This window comes from Pirellulales bacterium (assembly GCA_036499395.1).
Lineage (GTDB): Bacteria > Planctomycetota > Planctomycetia > Pirellulales > JACPPG01 > JACPPG01.
Genome location: DASYDW010000134.1, coordinates 12944 through 29333, shown reverse-complemented (window position 1 = coordinate 29333; position 16390 = coordinate 12944). Strand labels below are relative to the sequence as shown.

Below are 16390 nucleotides of genomic sequence, written 5' to 3'. Positions count from 1 at the left end.
ACACTTCGCGAAGCGTGCGCCGCGCATGAAAGAGCCCTCGTCGGATCAAAACAGTCGTGACTGTTTCGCCCGCCGAGGGCTCGGCGCTGGTTCGTTGAATCCGCGGGCTTTAGTACCGATTCCCGAAGATGCCCGTAGCATACCAGATGCCGTTACTGCCGCGACGCATGTCGTAGGCGAATTTCGGCTGGCTTCGCTTTACCGCCCCCCAATGGCCGGAGGACTGGCGCCAGCTTTGCACGCAGTCGACCGCGGCGTCGAGCAGGTTCTCGTGCGGCCAACTTTCCGCCACAACTTCTTGGGGGGTAAGGCCGAAACCCAACAAAGAGTGGATCCGTGGAAAGCGGGAATCCCAATGGTGATGCCCCTGCACGCGAATGTTCGCCTGGTATTGCGAGTGACTCTTCGCCTCGCGCACCAGTTGGGGGTCCATTTCCCCCTTCGTACTAGCCGGTGCCTCGGGATGGATTCGCACGGCGAATACCAGGGCGCGTTGCGTTTGCGTCCCCGGTGGCAGGTCCAGCAAAACGGCAACGTGCTTGGGGTTGTAGTGATAGTATTTGCCGCTCTTGAACGGCAGCGTGCTCACGACGTAGCTGTAATGCTCCGTGCCCGGGTTGGCATAGTCGACGACCGCCAATCCCTGATGCTTTTCCATTTCCGCAAACGAGGGATGGTCCAGCAACTTGGTCGACGTCCCCTTCGAATTGACCTGCACGTCCACGGGCAGGCGCAGCAGGACAAATTTGGCCAGCTTCGCCCGCACCTGCTCGTTTTCGCGCACTTGCTTCAAGAACGGCTCGGACGGAGCCGGTCGCACCTCGTCGACGAAGTGAATCAGCAACATCTTCTTCTGCCGTTCGGCCTGCTGCATGGCCGTCGAATAATCGGTCTCCCAGACGAGTTCCGTCTCCGCGGTTTTCTCGCTGATTGTCTCCGGTTTAGCGCTCTCATCTGCCGGGCAGGGTCGAACGACCGCGACGAGCGATGTCACGGTCATCAGGGCGATAAAAAGTCTCGATCGAAGCATGGGTCCCTCCTCAAAATGCTGCTTAAACGGCCGACCGATGCCAGCAAACCCTGCTAGCTGTTCGACGCGAATTAAGGGTTTCTCCGTCCGGGCTCATTAAGCCGGCTTGCACAAAACGCGAGTGGAACGACGGGCGAGATGGCGTCGGGCGAGCCCGCCGGAACGGGGTGGGTTTCGTGCGATGGACTTTGCCGATTACGCGGCTTGGGAGACACCGGTTTACCAGGGGGGATGCCTCGTTTCAACCGTCTGATTGGGGTTGAACGGACCCCCTCGCCACCGTTTTCGATGGTTTTTCCGTATCTTTCCTGGTATGAAGGGGCTTACGCATCAGAATTGAATTTCCCCATGCCGCCCGAGTCGCGAGGTGACGGATGCCCCGTCAAATCGGTCGAATTCTTGCGATAGCTATCGCTGCAAGTGCTTTTTCAGTAAACGCTTACGCACAAATACCCGGGCGCGAACTGGCTGTGAGCCACGCCTTGGACGAGGCCGATGGCTGGCTCGGCCATACGCCCGCAGGCGAGGGGTGGCGGAAGTATCTGCATCTCGAAGACATTCGCGCCCAGCTCGCCCTGGGGGCGAAGGCCGACGCCAAACAGGTGGCCGAGGCGATCACTCGGCTGGAGTCCGGTAAGGCCGGTCTCGACCGTCCCCAGTTCCTCAAACTTCGCCGGGCGCTGGGGCAATGGCGCGCCGTGCTGAACGCTCCCAAAGTCAACGAACTGCCTGAGATCGCACGCGCGGCCAAGGCACAGTTTCAGCCCGCCGACGAGGCGCTCGTGAAAGCGGATCGGACTAAGGTCGCCGAGGCCGTAGCCGCGCTGCGAGGCTTCCTCGGAAAAGGTAAGAACGGCCAGGCGTGGGAGGCGTACCTGCACGGGAAAGACTTGGACGCGCAACTGAAAGCCGACGCGAAACCTACGCCCAAGAGTCTCGATCCGGTCTTGGCCCAGCTCCGCACCGACAAGGTCGGGCTCGATATGCCGCAGTTCACGAACCTGGCGACGGCACTTGCGGATTACATGGTCGTGCTCGGTGAGAACCAGAACCCCAATGCTCGCGCCGAATACGACACGATCGTCGACAAGCTAAGTACGGCGCTCGACGCCTATGCTAAGGAACCCTCGGCCGAACATCTCAAGCAGATCGGCCCGCTGCTCGACTGGCTGGTCCGACACCGGCAAGCGGCGCCACTGGTCGAGTCGATCAGCCACCAACTATCGCAACCGAATCTGTACGTCAGCGTCGCTGGCGCCTTTCTTAACGACGGCATGGGCCGACCGATCGACGAGACCGCCCCCGTGCGCGACGTGATTCTCGGCACTAGGCTCGTCGGATCAGGCCGGACCAAGGGTGACGTCTCGTTCCGCCTGGTACCCAATGCTGACGTGGCGATGCTCGAAGCCACGTTGGAAGGGATCAACGAATCGCGCAACACCGGCTACAACGGACCGGCCATCATCAACACCACGGCGACCACTCGCCTGCTGGCGACCAAATGGCTGACCGTGAACATCGACGGAATCCACGGGCTACCGGTCACGGCCGCGGCAGATTCGTCGACAAAAATCACGGGCATTGGCAGCTCAAAGGGGGGATTCGTCGACTGCATCGTTCGCCGCGTCGCGACCAAACGCGCCGGCGAGCAAAAGGCGCAAGCCGAGCGAATCGCCGAAGATCATGCCGAACAGCGTCTCAATACGATGTTCGAGGGTCGCATTGGTGTCGAACTGGCTAAAGCCAATCAGCAAATGAGGGAACGATTCCGCAATCCGCTGGTACGTCGCGGCTTGCTGCCGCGCGTTTACTTCAGCACGAGCGCTGATCATCTTTTCGTAACCGCGATTCAGGCCAGTGGAGCGCAGTTGGCATCGCAGACGCCGGCTCCCGAGATCGTCGGCAAACCGCAGATCTCGGTTCGCTTGCATGAATCGCTGGTCAACAATTTTGCCGCCAGCACTTTGGCCGGGCATAAGGTCGGACAGCCCGAGCTGGAAAAGTTCGCCAAGGATTTCATGGGCGAAGTGCCTGAGCGACTGAAGGCCGACCCCGGCAAGGAAGAATGGACGATCACGTTCGCCGACGAGGATCCCGTAATTTTCAAAGTCACGGAAACCGGCGTGTCGGTCACCGGTCGCGGCAAGAAGTACACCTCGGGTAATCACAGCTACCCGGCGATGAACTTCACGGTGAACTACAAGCTGGAAAAAGCAGGAGCCGGCATCAAGTCGACTCGTATCGGCGATATCGAGATATTTCCGCCGGGCTTTGTGCAGGGGGGCGGGCGACGCCTGTCGCTGCCGCAGACCACGCTCCGCAATCTCATGAAGCGCCGCTTGGAGAAAATCTTCGAGCCAGAAATCGTCAAGGACGAGCCGATTCAGCTCAAGGGGGAATGGAAGAACGCCGGACCGCTGGCGCTAAATGATATCAATACTGCCGGGCCATGGATCAGCGTCGGCATGAGTCAGATCCCCAAAACTTCAAGCGTTGCACGTGCGGCGGCCGAAATAACGACGTCCCCCTCCGCATCACGCTGAAGGAATTCCCTACGATGAGGCGTTACGTCGATATCGTCTTCGATTGCCTCCCCTTGCGCTCGGTCAGCCGCACCGACATTCCGCTGGACGCGTCTCCGAAATTTCGTGCCCGTTGCCAGCACATCCTGGACGCGATCGCCAAGCATGGAACTTTTAACAGCTACTTTCTCTATAACGCCTCATGCACGTTCCATCTGACCAATCAGGTGGATCGGGGCGGAATCGAGTTCAGCTTCGAAGGGACCGTGCTTACTGACGAGACCGACCGCAAGTCCGCTAGCTGTGCCCTGCAGGTCGCGCTGCTACGCGAGACATGTGATTGGCTGACTGAACCGGTCGTCCATTGGTTCGCCGAGACCGTGCCCATCGCCGTCTGTGCCGAGTTCGACCGTTATATCGGTGCCGGCGATCTGCAGCAGACGATCGAGCGAATCGAACGCATGCAGAGCGAGAGCGACGAACACGGCGGCTTCGTGGGCATGTATCTCTAGGGAATTCTCCCAAGCTCACACTGGCGTTCCTGGCCGGCACTGCATTCATTGCATACGCCCGCATTGCTGAGAGCGTTACCGCGCGACGCATCATTTGTCCGAGCGCTACTGGCCGCTAGCCGTGCCAGCAACTTGTCGCCAGCACTCTCTTGTGCGGCCCTCCCTCGCTAGCAGTCCCCTGTTCGGACCCCTTCTATGCCGAAAGGTGCGCCACTTCAGGGTGGTTGGGTAGGGTTTAGCGATTTCGCGAATGTTTTTGATTGTAGCGATTCTCCGAAGTCTAACGCTTGGGCTGCCGATATGAGGTTTGACGATGGGAGCGCCCCGAAGGGCTGCGCCCAGTTTGTCGTCTTGAAACACTGCCTGCCGTTCGGGCGGCGACGCTTCAAGGGGACAAATTCCCATCGAGAGTCAGCGGCAACTCTGTCGTGTAGGACGTGATTCCATGAGCGTGCGAGACGCCAGATTTTGGGCCACGATCACCGCCTTTGTGGTGCTCATTACCGGCTGCCAGCCGAGTCGGCCCTTTTATTTCTTCGAGGACGGCGATCTCTCTCACTACAAGGGAGTCGCCACCGAGGTCGAGTATCCCGACGTAAACGCGGATACGATCCCGGACGTCAGCGGCTCGTTGCCGCCGCTGACGTTGCAGAACCCCGAACCGAAGGAATTCTGGCCGTTGCGCCTCGAAGAGGCGGTCCGCGTCACGCTGCAAAACAGCAAGGTCTTCCGCACCCTGGGCGGCCAGGTGCAGAACCCGACGTTCCAGGTTTCGCTATCCCCGCTCAATGCGCAAACGATCTACGCGCCCGCCATCACGGAAAGCGATCCTCGTTTCGGCGTGGAAGGCACGTTGGCGAACTTCGATACGCAATGGAGCACCAGCGTCTTCTGGCAAAAGAACGACCACCCGGTGAATGCGAACTTCGCCGGCTTGTTGGCTAACGTTCTGGCGGAAGACGCCGCCCAGTTTCAATCGCAGTTGGCGAAGGTCACCGCGGCCGGCGATCGCGTGTACTTCCGCAATAACACCAACTACGACATGAACAACAACCCGACGAACCTCTTCCCGGCCTACTGGACGACCAACTTCGAGGCCGAATTCCGCCACCCGTTCTTGCAAGGCTACGGTGCGCAGTTCAACCGCATCGCCGGTCCGAGCGGTATTCCTGGTGTCGGCGGCTTTACGAACATCCCTGGCGTTTACAACGGTGTGGCCATCGCCCGCACGAACGTCGATATCGCGATCGCGGACTTCGAAGGCCGCATCCGCGACGTGGTGAACGATACCGAGTTGGCCTATTGGGAGCTGTATTTCTCGTACCGCAACCTGGACGCTTTGGTCGTGGGGCGCGACAGTGCTCTGTCTACCTGGCGAAAAGTGAAGGCCCTCTACGACGCCGGTGCCCGCGGCGGTGAGGCGGAGAAAGAGGCTCAAGCCCGCGAGCAGTACTTCCTGTTCCGCGGACAGGTCGAGGCCGCAGTCAGCAACGTCTACGAGACGGAAAACCGCTTGCGCTATCAGATGGGTATCGCGCCCACGGATGGCCGTTTGATCCGGCCCGCCGATGATCCGACCACGGCCAAGGTCGAGTTCGATTGGGATGAAATCAAGATCGAAAGCCTGGCGCGCATGCCCGAACTACGCCGCCAGAAATGGATCGTGAAGCAGAAAGAGCTGCAGATCATCGCGTCGAAGAACTTCCTCTTGCCCCGCTTGGACTTCGACGGCACGTACCGCTGGCTCGGCTTCGGCCAGAACCTGTGGGACATCCAGCGCAGCCCGCAAGAGTTCAACAACGCCATGCAATCCTTGACCGGCGGTCAGTACCAGGAATGGCAGATGGGCTTCCAGGCCAACGTTCCGATCGGTTTCCGTGCGGCCTTGGCTGGCGTTCGCAACGCACAGTTGCAGTTGGCTCGCGAACGGGCTGTGTTGCAGGAAGAAGAACTGGAAATGATTCACGGTCTCACCTCGGCCATCCGTACCCTGGTACGGTCGTACGAATTGACCGAAACGAATTTCAACCGCTTGATTGCCGCCCGGGTCAACGTCGAAGCCGTGCGGGCCGCTTATGAAACGGACACCGTGACGTTGGACTTGTTGCTGGATGCCCAACGCCGGTTGGCCGTGGCCACGAGCGACTACTTCCGATCGCTGGTCGACTACAACCTGGCGGTTCGTACCGTGCATTACCGCAAAGGTTCGCTGTTGGAATACAACAACGTCTACCTGGCAGAAGGCCCGTGGCCCGGCAAGGCTTACTTCGACGCCCGCAAGCGTGCTCGCGAGCGTGACGCCGGCCTGCAGATCAACTACGGCTTCATTCAGCCGAACGTCTTCAGCCGCGGACCGATCAGCCAGAAAATGGGAACCGGCGACATGATCTACAACGGCAACGGTGCCGATCAGCCGCCGCCGCAACCGGTACCGGAATCGGTCCCGGCCCCGCCGGCTGACCGAGCCATGCCGGGCGGAGCCACCACGAGCCAGATTCCGCAGCGGCGCGGGGGCGGAATGTTCGGACAGCAACAGCCGATGTCGGGTGGTCAGGATTTTAACTCCATCACCTCAGCACCGGGGGCAAACGCCGGCCCCGCATCGTACGATTGGAGTGCTGCTAACAGCCGTCCGATTCAGGCACCTTCCTCCGTCGTATCCACGGGTGACACGCGACGCTCGGGTGCAGCCGTCATGCAAACGGCCTACAACACCCAGCCCGTCGACCCGTCGCTCTACACCGATGACACACAGTCGAATAACGCGTCTGCTCAAGTTAATCGGCTTGCTCCAGTTCGGTAGAGGTCACAACGCGCATTCGTTGGCGGTCGAATGCGAGGTCAGCCGGCGGACGATCTTTCGCGACTTGGACATGCTCCGCCTGGCGGGCGTCCCAATGCTGTTCGAGGATCACGAGCAGCAGTACCGCATCCCCGGCATGAACTTTCTTCCGCCGACGAACTTCACGCCGGAGGAAGCGCTGTCGCTGTTGGTGTTGTGCTACCACCTGGGCGATCGCTCGGGCGTTCCCTTCCACGCCCCTGCGCGAGCCGCGGCGCTGAAACTCGAGTGTGCGCTGCCCGAGCAGTTGCGAGAGTATTTGCGAGAAGCGACCGGCGCCATTCACATGCGTCTGGAAGCGACCAATCAATCGCACGGCGCCGCGCCGTATTATCAGCAACTGATCGACGCGATTCGCCGCCGGCGCTGCGTGCGGATCGAATACGACAGCTTCAGCGATCAGGACGTGATCCGCACGAAGCTCAGTCCCTATCGATTGCTATTCAGCCGCCGCAGTTGGTATGTCTTCGCGCGGTCCTCGTTTCATCGCCAGACGCGAACCTTCAACGTCGGACGGATCAGCCATCTGGAACCGCTGGACGAACGATTTCAAATTCCGCGCGGCTTTACGATCGACCGCCAACTGGGCAACGCTTGGCATTTGATCCCCGAAGCAGGCCCCGATCAGCACGTCGTGGTGCGCTTCGAAAAGCTGGTCGCGGAGAACGTGGCCGAAGTCGCCTGGCATAAGACGCAACGACTCGAGTGGCGCGATGACGGGCGCCTCGACTTTCACGTCACGGTTTCCGGCATCCATGAAATCTCGTGGTGGATTCTGGGCTACGGCGACCAGGCCGAGGTCCTGCAACCCGTCGCGCTGCGGCAACTGATCGAAGAGCGCAGTCGGGCACTCCTGGCTCGTTACGCCCCGCCGCATGATGCCAAGATCGACGGCAAGTCGCGAAAGAAACCACTGACGGCCGGCAAGCGTACGAAGCAGGTCCTGTCGAAAAAGCGCTCCACGAAAAAACCGTCGTCACAAAAGGTTCGGCGGCCGCGATAACGCCTCAGTCGCCCACGGGTGTTTGCCTGCCGCAGTTCGGCACGACTCCTCGCCTGCCGCCGCGACCGTTGGTTGTTACAATGACCCGGCGAATTACGAGCCTCCACTAAACGCGGCGTGACAAAGGACGCTTCGCCCTTGTTTTTCTCGCTGGATGGAATCGATGGGACCGGCAAGAGCACACAGCTCGCCCTGTGCGAGGCGTGGTTGCGCGGACTAGGGCATGACGTCGTCACCTGTCGAGATCCCGGCAGTACCCCGTTGGGCGAGTCGATTCGCGGCATCTTACTCGATTCGCGCGACACGCCGATCTCGCGCACCGCCGAGATGCTGCTGTATATGGCCGCCCGGGCCCAACTGGTGGCCGAGGTCATTCGTCCCGCACTCGCCGCGGGCAAGACGGTACTCGCCGACCGGTTCCTGCTGGCCAATGTCGTCTATCAGGGGCACGCCGGCGGGCTCGACGTCGACGAACTCTGGCGCATCGGCCGCACGGCGACCGCGGGCATCGAACCGAATCTCGCAATCGTGCTCGATATGTCCCCTGATTCGGCTCGCGCCCGGCTGACGCGCCCGCTCGATCGCATGGAACTCGAAGGAGCCGAATTCCAGAGGCGCCTGCGTCAGGGCTTTCTGGCCGAGGCAGGCCGTCGCCCCGAACAGATCGTGGTGATCGACGCCGCACGCGACGTGGCGGTCGTGCAGGCCGATATTCAACGCGCTTTCGAAACGCGGCTGATCCCCACGGCAAGTGATTGATTCGCGGGGCAGCGATGAGCGATACGATTGCCCAACAGCGTGCCGAAGAGACACGGGCCACGTTCGTGGCGTGCAACGCCATTCTGACGAACGATCACTTCGTTTATATCTCGGGCCAGCACGGCAGCGGCTGGATCGACAAGGACGCGATCTTCGTCGAGCCGCAACGTATCCGCCGGCTGACCTCGTTGCTGGCCGACGCGGTGCGCGCACGTGGCGCGGAGATTCTTTGCGGGCCGGCCACCGGCGGTTTGATCGTGGCCCAATGGACAGCCCATGCATTGGGCCTGCCGGCCGTTTTTACCGAGCACGCCGCGCGTCCCGCGGCCGCTGGCCCCGCGGCAGAACTGCGTGGCAATTTCGTGCTGCGCCGCGGGTATGACGCCCTGGTCGCCAACCGCCGAGTGCTGATCGTCGACGATGTCATCAACAGTGGCCACTCGCTGCGGCAAACCGCGCAGGCCGTCCGCTCAGCCGGAGGAAACGTCATCGGCGCCGCGGCGCTGGTTCACCGCGGCAACGTCGACGCGGCAGGAATCGGCGTCGAATACTTGGATTTTCTACTCGAATATGACATCGCCGAGTGGCCCGCCGCGAACTGCCCGCTCTGCCAACAGCGCGTGCCGGTGAACTGCCGTTACGCCCACGGGCAGGATTTTCTCAAATCGCAGTGCGCGCCGCCGGCAGCAGACACGCGATCGTAACGCCAGCCAGGACGAGCGAATCGAAAAGCTCGCGAGACGCTAAACTGTCGGGCGGAGTCGACAAAGAAGCTCTAGAATTTGTCTTCCTGAATCGGAGAACTCGCCGTGGCCAAACTCTTCACTCCCATCCAGGTCGGTCCCTATACGCTTCTGCACCGCGTGGTTATGGCCCCGCTGACACGCTCGCGATCGCAGCAGCCCGGCGACATTCCCAGCGAGCTGATGCTCGAATACTACCGGCAACGCGCCTCGAACGGCGGGCTGATCATCTCCGAAGCCACGGCCATTTCCCGAACCGCGCGCGGCTGGTACGGCGCGCCCGGGCTTTACTCGGACGAGCAGGTAGCCGGCTGGACGCGGATCACCGACGCCGTTCATGCCAAAGGTGGCAGGATGTTCTCACAGCTCTGGCACACCGGTCGAGCGTCACACATGGATATGACCGGCGACTCGCCTCCAGCCACGGCATCGGTCAATCCCGCTTACTGGCAGGACAAATCGCTCGTCGTTTCCACGCCGTCGGGCTGGGCGCAACCGTCGCCGCATCGGGCCTTCGAGATCAGCGAAGTTGCCGGCGTGGTCGAGGACTACCGACAAGCCGCCGCACGCGCCAAGGACGCGGGCTTCGACGGCGTCGAACTTCACGCCGGCAACGGCTATCTGATCGACCAGTTCCTGCAAGACGGCAGTAACCATCGGACCGATGCGTACGGTGGATCGATCGAGAGCCGGGCGCGGCTTCTTCTCGAAGTCGTCGCCGCGATGGCGTCCGTGTGGGGAGGCAACCGCACCGCGGTGCGCATCGCCCCGAGCGGTAGCTGGAACCACATGTCGGATACGGATCCGCGTGCGCTATTCGGCTATGTCGCGCGGGAATTGAATCGCTTCGGGCTCGCTTATCTGCATGTCATCGAGCCCCGCGTCAAAGGGAACGTCGTGATCACCGAGGGACAGGGGCCGGTCGCGGCACACGAGCTACGGCAGATATTCCAGGGGAACATCCTCGCTGCCGGCGGGTTCGAGCCCGAGACGGCCAAGGCCGTGGTCGAGAGCGGCGACGCGGACATGGTGGCGTTCGGCCGTTACTTCATCTCGAACCCCGACCTGCCGGCGCGAATCGAACGGGGCTTGCCGCTGGCCGAGTACGATCGCGACACGTTCTATACCTTCGACGCTCGGGGCTATACCGACTACCCCGTCTACGCCGCGCCGTCGGTGTAACGCTTCCGCGGAAAGTCAAAAGCCGGGGGCCGTGTGACCGGGCCTTTCCGCGTCTGACCGCCACTTACCAACCGGGTTCCGGCGCCGAATCACCCCCGACTTTACCGATCAGAAAAGGTCGGCAAAGGATTTGGCACCGCAGTTGCATAGCAAGAAACGCCCTCTGCGCGCTCATTCGAGTTCGCAGGGAGCGATCGCACCTGCGCGGGGGCGATCACCGGAACAGTCTTCAAAGGAAAAGCACCAGCGCTATCGTTGCGCGCGGGCTTTCACGAGGCAATACAGGCTCGAGGGCGGTCTGATTCCAGACCGTGACAGGGATGTTACCGCAGCCAGTGATGCAGGATTTGTCGTCCGAACAGAGAAGCCACAACTTATAGCTCGCAAACAAGATGCGATCCCGCGATTGCGCCGGATCGTGTTCGCATGCGCGTTCTCGAAAACGCGCGCGTTCACGAATCAGCGTCAGTGCGGGTCGCAGTTCGCGTTTGCGCCTGCGCAGTTCGAAGCGAGCGCGAGTTATCGCGCCGCGCTAGTGCTGCATAACGAGTTCGATCGCGCGCCCTCCCAGGCGGGCGCGACGGTGGAGTTGCGCACCCAGCAGCCGCCGGTGAGTTTCACCATTTTGGTGAAACTGCTCCCTATTTTGGTGATTGCGGTCGCAACGAATTATGTGCCAATAACTTAGGGCGATGCCCAGCGCGTAATTCACGCCACTTGGCGCAATCAGAAATGAACGCAAAGCCTGACTCGGAAATGCCTTAAGGCCTTTGGACAGCCTCTCACCAGCGTGGTGAGAGCCTTCGCGAAGACGCCTGGCGACTCGATCGCCTCACTCGCTGCAAAGTCCCGTTTTCAGGGTGTTTGCAGCGATTCCCCAGATCGCCCGGGCATGTTTCCCCGTTGGCATGGTGCTTGCGTTACAAGCGTCCGCCCGGTCGAGGGCCGCAAGCGAATCTCGACCGGACGGCAAGCAAGCGATCGTATTCGAGGCCGCGGTTATTGAGCCGGATATTCCGGCACGCGGCGGCCGGCAGGGCTTTGGCGAGCCCGCCGGTTGGTTGGGAAGCGTGTGTAACTCAAACAAGGAGAAAGCTAATGTCGCACGAATCGATGGATTCTTTTGGAGATAATTCCGTCGAACGCCCCGCGCCCAAGCGTCTGCGTAAGAGTTTTGATAAGCGTCGTGCCCCGGTATCAACCCGCGGCACCAGCCATCAGCCGGCAAAATCTAATGCGGCCGGTGTGCATCGTCGTCGCCGTCGTCATTACGGCCTGTAAATTCGAAGCGAACACTATCCGGCACCGCGAACGCCCGATCGCGGTGCAGTCGGGATTCAAGCCGTGCGGCACTGGCCTCGAGTCGGTGTCGCGCGGCTTTAGTTGTACATGCCCTGCGGTCCCGCCGCCTCGAAGGCATGGACAATGTGCTCAATCCGTGGCTGCGTAGAATTCGCAGGCCAGGTCACGGCCACGACGTCAAAGCGGGCCGGGTGCTCGAGCAGCTCGTGTCGTCGCAAGTAGGCGAGCGCCACACGAGTCAGACGGCGCTGCTTTTCCGCGTCCACGGCCTCGGCCGGATTGCCGGCATCTTGTGAGGCGCGCGTTTTCACTTCCACGAAGACGATCGTGCGGCCATCGACCGCCACCAGGTCCAGCTCGCCCAGCACGGCCCGATCGCCGCGGGCCACGATCTTGTACCCGCGCCGTTTCAGAAAGCGGGCCGCCGCGACTTCACCCCGTTGGCCAAGCGAGCCCGGCTTTCGAAACCGCGCCAACCAGCCGAGGAATCGCATGGCGAAAACCCCTAACATCGGATCGACGTTGGCCCGCCACGAAGATTGCTAGGCGCCACAAAGCTCAATCGGCCAATCGTCAAACGCCGTTTGCTCGCGGGCAAACGGCGCCCCTGTGCCATTACTGCTGCGCCAGAGCGCCGTCGACAATGACTAAGCTTCCTGCGGCTTGTTGGTACGCTTCTCACGCAGACGGACGGCCTTGCCAATGCGATCGCGGAGGAAATACAGCTTGGCCCGGCGGACGATGCCGGAACGCTTGACCTCGATTTTCGCGATGCGTGGCGAATGCAGCGGGAACTTGCGCTCGACGCCTTCACCCTGCACGATGCGGCGCACCACGAACATCTCTCGGGTGCCCGATCCGCTGCGGGCAATCACGACGCCATTGAAGATCTGGATACGTTCCTTGTCCCCTTCCAGAATGCGCGTATGCACATCGACGGTGTCGCCGATATTGAACGTGGGCACTTGCTCGCGCAGGCTCCCTTTTTCCACCTTGTTAAGTAGCTGCTGGCTCATCGCCGGTTATCCTTTCGTTGCAATGTTTATTCGTACGCTGCGTGTATTCGCACGCTGTGTTTGCTTTTACGCCGTGAACTGTCGTCGCCCGCGGGGCAGTTTATTGATTGTCGCCGTTTACTGGTTGTCGCTTCTCGTTCCTGCCGATGCTTGCCGGTCGGCCGATCGCTGTTGCGTTCGCTCGATCCGTTCCTGCTGCCGCCAGCGGGCGATCTCGGGGTGATTGCCGCTGAGCAAAATCTCTGGCACTTCGTGGCCGCGAAACTCGCGAGGACGCGTGTACTGCGAAAACTCGAGCAGTCGATCTTTTCCGGTAAATGAGTCCTGCTGATGGCTCTGTTCGTCGCCCAATACTCCCGGCACCAGCCGGATCACGGTATCGATCACGACCATCGCCGCCACTTCACCGCCGTTGAGCACGAAGTCGCCGATCGAAATCTCGTCCGGCGCAAGGATCGTTCGTACCCGCTCGTCAAATCCCTCGTATCGTCCGCACAACAGAAGCAAACGCCGTTTGCCGGCCAGCTCTTCGACCACGCTCTGATTCAGCCGCCGCCCTTGCGGCGTCAGCATGATCAAATGTCCTGGCTCGTCGGCTTCGGCCCGCACCGCCTCGACACATTCCACCACCGGCTCGACCTTCAGCACCATGCCGGGTCCGCCGCCGAAGGGACGATCGTCGACCGTCTTATGCCGGTCGTGCGCCCAATCGCGAATGTTGTGCAGCCGCACGTCGACCAGACCGCTCTGGCGCGCAAGATTCAACAGGCTTTGCCCCAGATAGTCCGGAAACATTTCCGGAAACAAGGTCAGCACGTCGAATCGCATGGCACATCAAACTACGCATCTTGGGTTCACGGCGTTGCGCTTCCGCCCTTGGAACTGCGATTGCCAAGTGGTACTCGAACCGCCCGCATTACAGTCCCACGGCAAACTTCTTACGACTCTTGAGCGGCTTCGGCCGCTGGTTCTTCGCTCGCTCCCTCGGCCACGACGGCTACGGGCTCTTCGCTCGCGGCTTCCGCCTTGGCAGGCTCGGGCTTCGTGTAAATGAAGACCGGCTCCGGCGCGGGGGGCACCTGCTTCGGCAGCGACAACTGCGCGCGGGCCGTCTTTTGCTCGTCCAGGTGCGTCCCCTTCGAGCCGTACTTCTGGATGAACACGTTGACGTTCACGCTCGGCTTGGCGCCGACCGAGAGCCAGTAGTCCATCCGATCGACGTTCAACAACACGCGGGCGTCGACATGGGGAACCAAAGGATCATAGGTGCCCAACTCTTCGAGCACCGCTCCATCACGCGGGTTGCGCGAGTCGACCGCGCAAATGCGGAAGAACGGCCGATGCTTCCGCCCCATCTTTTTCATACGAATCCTGACTGCCACTCGGGTCCTCCTAAAAATTTGGCTGCGACGCGCGATGCGTCCGGTTTGAAATGTTTTGTCCAGGTTGCTGTTGGTTCTTTGCGGGCACTGCTGGACAAGCCAGCCGTAGTCCCCGTTTTTTGTCTGCCGCGGATCAGTTACGTCCGGGCCTGTTTTGCCCAGGATTACTTACTTCTGCCCAGGATTACTGTTGTCGCCGTCGCGGTCTCGCTTTCCATCTCGCTTGCGGCGCCGCATTTCCTTCTCACGCTGCTTTTTCAGGTCGGTGCGCTCCTGAGCCGACAAGCGTTTGCCGGTCCCCTTCTTCTGCTTCGTGAGCAGCGCGCCCGGATCCTGAAAACCCTTCTGCAATTGCTGCACTTCGCGCATCCGTTCGCGCATGCCCAGGCCGGACATGCGCTTCATCATGTCGGCCATGCCGTCGAACTGCTTGACCAATTGATTCACTTCGGACGGCTCGACGCCTGCGCCCGCTGCGATGCGGCGGCGGCGCCCGGTGTCGATCGTTTTCGAGGGATTGCGCCGCTCTTGGGCCGTCATCGAATCGATGATTCCCACGAGCCGCTTCATATCCCCTTCGGCATCGACGTCCCCCATCATCTTGGTTAGACCGCCCATGCCGGGGATCATACCCATGACCTTGTTCAAGGGGCCCAAGCGGCCGATCTGACTGAGCTGCTTGCGGAAGTCGTCCAGCGTGAATTCGCCGCGGCGGAGGCGTTCCTCCTGCTTGGCCATCTCGTCCTGGTCAAACTTCTGCTGCGCCTGCTCGACCAGCGTTAGCACGTCCCCCATGCCCAGGATGCGGCTGGCCATGCGGTCCGGATGAAATTCTTCGAGGGCGTCGAGGTGTTCGCCCGTGCCCATGAATTTCAGCGGTACGCCGGTGACGGCCTTCACGCTCAACGCAGCGCCGCCGCGGGCGTCACCGTCGAGCTTGGTCATGATGCAGCCGTCCAACTCCAAGGCGTCATTGAACGCCTTTGCGCTGTTCACCGCATCCTGGCCGGTCATACCGTCGACCACCAGGTAGACCTGGTCGGGCGTGACACGGCGGTCGATCCGCTGCAACTGCTGCATCAACTCGTCGTCGATGTGCAGTCGACCGGCCGTATCGAGAATTATGACCTGCGCGTCCGTCGTTTTCGCATGCTTGACGGCGTTCTGGCAAACGGCGACCGGATCCTGCGATCCTTCTTCGACGTAAACCGGCACGCCGATTTGCTCGCCAATGACCTGCAACTGATGCACGGCCGCCGGACGCTGAAGGTCGGCCGCCACGAGCATCGGCTTTCGGCCGCGCTCCTTGATCATGCGGGCCAACTTGCCGCAGGTGGTCGTTTTGCCCGAACCTTGCAGGCCACACATCATCAGGATCGTCAGATCCGGCTTCAGATGCAGCGAGTGGTCCACCGGGCCCATCAGGTTGACCAGCTCGTTGTAAACGATGCCGACAACTTGCTGCTCGGGGCGCAGACTCTTCAGCACTTGCTCGCCGACGGCCTGCTCGCTGACCCGGTCCATGAACTGCTTCACGACCGGAAAGCTGACGTCGGCCTCGAGCAGCGATTGTTGCACCAGGCGCAGACCGTCGCGCATGTTCGACTCGCTGAGCCGGGCTTTGCCGCTCAACGACCGAAATGCGGAACTCAGGCCTTCTTGCAACGACTCAAACATGCGCAGGCTCGCGATGCGATACCACTTGGCAGGCCCGCCACGAAGGCAAGCCACGGACCTCGAATCGAGTCCCCACAACCACGCCCCGCACGCAGCGGATCATGGGCAGAAACGAGCGCATCCCAACCGCAGCCGCGCTCCCCGGCTCAGCCGAGGCGGATTGGGCTACGTGGGTTGACACTGGTCGATTGAGGCGAAAACCAGGATTCTAGCCCATCCCAGCCCAGGTTGGCAATCCTCGTTAGAGAGTTAAGTCGGGGGGTAGGAAGGGGGTTAAGGCGGACCTGATGCCACCCCCCTGAGCCGGCTGGCGGTTCGCCGTCGAGCAGGAACGCGACGCGGGGAAGTCGAGGCCGCGGTATAGCCAATTGCTCCTTGGCACCGAGCTCTGTTGCCCTGCAGAAAATCGGGCCGCCGCTC

15 protein-coding genes are annotated in these 16390 nt (G+C 61.4%); 9 read left to right on the top strand and 6 right to left on the bottom strand.

Features of this window, described 5'->3' with window-relative positions; genetic code table 11:
* Window positions 1-109: 109 nt before the first annotated feature.
* The gene (locus VGN12_27635) at window positions 110-1030 is read right to left on the bottom strand and encodes a hypothetical protein (protein HEY4313254.1); all 921 of its coding nucleotides are present in this window, start codon (window positions 1028-1030) and stop codon (window positions 110-112) included.
* Between the two features lie 470 nt (window positions 1031-1500).
* On the opposite strand from VGN12_27635, the gene VGN12_27630 reads away from it, so the two are divergent.
* The 9 genes from VGN12_27630 (at window position 1501) to VGN12_27590 (ending at window position 11874) form a co-directional block, all read left to right on the top strand.
* Window positions 1501-3573, top strand: a complete 2073-nt coding sequence (locus tag VGN12_27630; GenBank protein HEY4313253.1) for a hypothetical protein — start codon at window positions 1501-1503, stop codon at window positions 3571-3573.
* 14 nt (window positions 3574-3587) lie between these two features.
* Entirely contained in the window at window positions 3588-4064 is a 477-nt protein-coding gene (locus VGN12_27625; GenBank protein ID HEY4313252.1) for a hypothetical protein, read from the top strand.
* Window positions 4065-4509: 445 nt separating this feature from the next.
* On the top strand, window positions 4510-6867 hold the full coding sequence (locus VGN12_27620; protein HEY4313251.1) for a TolC family protein: 2358 nt from the start codon (window positions 4510-4512) through the stop codon (window positions 6865-6867).
* A 19-nt stretch (window positions 6868-6886) separates the two neighbouring features.
* Window positions 6887-7909 (top strand): WYL domain-containing protein, encoded by a 1023-nt coding sequence (locus VGN12_27615; protein ID HEY4313250.1) that lies wholly within the window; start codon window positions 6887-6889, stop codon window positions 7907-7909.
* A gap of 138 nt (window positions 7910-8047) precedes the next feature.
* Entirely contained in the window at window positions 8048-8668 is a 621-nt protein-coding gene (tmk, locus tag VGN12_27610) for a dTMP kinase (protein HEY4313249.1), read from the top strand.
* A gap of 14 nt (window positions 8669-8682) precedes the next feature.
* Window positions 8683-9372, top strand: coding sequence for a phosphoribosyltransferase family protein (locus tag VGN12_27605; protein ID HEY4313248.1), 690 nt, complete (start codon window positions 8683-8685; stop codon window positions 9370-9372).
* 105 nt (window positions 9373-9477) lie between these two features.
* Window positions 9478-10593 carry an alkene reductase gene (locus VGN12_27600; GenBank protein HEY4313247.1) on the top strand — a complete coding sequence of 372 codons (1116 nt, stop codon included), beginning with the start codon at window positions 9478-9480 and terminating at the stop codon, window positions 10591-10593.
* 406 nt (window positions 10594-10999) lie between these two features.
* Window positions 11000-11281 (top strand): hypothetical protein, encoded by a 282-nt coding sequence (locus VGN12_27595; protein ID HEY4313246.1) that lies wholly within the window; start codon window positions 11000-11002, stop codon window positions 11279-11281.
* A 410-nt stretch (window positions 11282-11691) separates the two neighbouring features.
* Window positions 11692-11874 carry a hypothetical protein gene (locus tag VGN12_27590; GenBank protein ID HEY4313245.1) on the top strand — a complete coding sequence of 61 codons (183 nt, stop codon included), beginning with the start codon at window positions 11692-11694 and terminating at the stop codon, window positions 11872-11874.
* A 98-nt stretch (window positions 11875-11972) separates the two neighbouring features.
* Here the strand turns inward: VGN12_27590 and VGN12_27585 are convergent, their stop codons facing one another.
* The 5 genes from VGN12_27585 to ffh form a co-directional block, all read right to left on the bottom strand.
* Window positions 11973-12389, bottom strand: coding sequence for a YraN family protein (locus VGN12_27585; protein ID HEY4313244.1), 417 nt, complete (start codon window positions 12387-12389; stop codon window positions 11973-11975).
* Window positions 12390-12542: 153 nt separating this feature from the next.
* Window positions 12543-12911 (bottom strand): 50S ribosomal protein L19, encoded by a 369-nt coding sequence (gene rplS, locus VGN12_27580; GenBank protein HEY4313243.1) that lies wholly within the window; start codon window positions 12909-12911, stop codon window positions 12543-12545.
* A gap of 117 nt (window positions 12912-13028) precedes the next feature.
* The gene (trmD, locus tag VGN12_27575) at window positions 13029-13739 is read right to left on the bottom strand and encodes a tRNA (guanosine(37)-N1)-methyltransferase TrmD (GenBank protein ID HEY4313242.1); all 711 of its coding nucleotides are present in this window, start codon (window positions 13737-13739) and stop codon (window positions 13029-13031) included.
* A gap of 110 nt (window positions 13740-13849) precedes the next feature.
* The gene (gene rpsP, locus VGN12_27570) at window positions 13850-14293 is read right to left on the bottom strand and encodes a 30S ribosomal protein S16 (protein ID HEY4313241.1); all 444 of its coding nucleotides are present in this window, start codon (window positions 14291-14293) and stop codon (window positions 13850-13852) included.
* Window positions 14294-14461: 168 nt separating this feature from the next.
* Complete coding sequence (ffh, locus tag VGN12_27565) at window positions 14462-15970, bottom strand: signal recognition particle protein (GenBank protein ID HEY4313240.1); 1509 nt, start codon at window positions 15968-15970, stop codon at window positions 14462-14464.
* Window positions 15971-16390: the final 420 nt, after the last annotated feature.

Excerpts from the sequence above, each read along its gene's own strand:
- ffh (HEY4313240.1), bottom strand. The coding sequence starts at position 15,970 with ATGTTTGAGTCGTTGCAAGAAGGCCTGAGTTCCGCATTTCGGTCGTTG.
- VGN12_27605 (HEY4313248.1), top strand. The coding sequence starts at position 8,683 with ATGAGCGATACGATTGCCCAACAGCGTGCCGAAGAGACACGGGCCACG.
- VGN12_27620 (HEY4313251.1), top strand. The coding sequence starts at position 4,510 with ATGAGCGTGCGAGACGCCAGATTTTGGGCCACGATCACCGCCTTTGTG.
- VGN12_27635 (HEY4313254.1), bottom strand. The coding sequence starts at position 1,030 with ATGCTTCGATCGAGACTTTTTATCGCCCTGATGACCGTGACATCGCTC.
- rplS (HEY4313243.1), bottom strand. The coding sequence starts at position 12,911 with ATGAGCCAGCAGCTACTTAACAAGGTGGAAAAAGGGAGCCTGCGCGAG.
- VGN12_27590 (HEY4313245.1), top strand. The coding sequence starts at position 11,692 with ATGTCGCACGAATCGATGGATTCTTTTGGAGATAATTCCGTCGAACGC.
- trmD (HEY4313242.1), bottom strand. The coding sequence starts at position 13,739 with ATGCGATTCGACGTGCTGACCTTGTTTCCGGAAATGTTTCCGGACTAT.
- VGN12_27585 (HEY4313244.1), bottom strand. The coding sequence starts at position 12,389 with ATGCGATTCCTCGGCTGGTTGGCGCGGTTTCGAAAGCCGGGCTCGCTT.
- VGN12_27625 (HEY4313252.1), top strand. The coding sequence starts at position 3,588 with ATGAGGCGTTACGTCGATATCGTCTTCGATTGCCTCCCCTTGCGCTCG.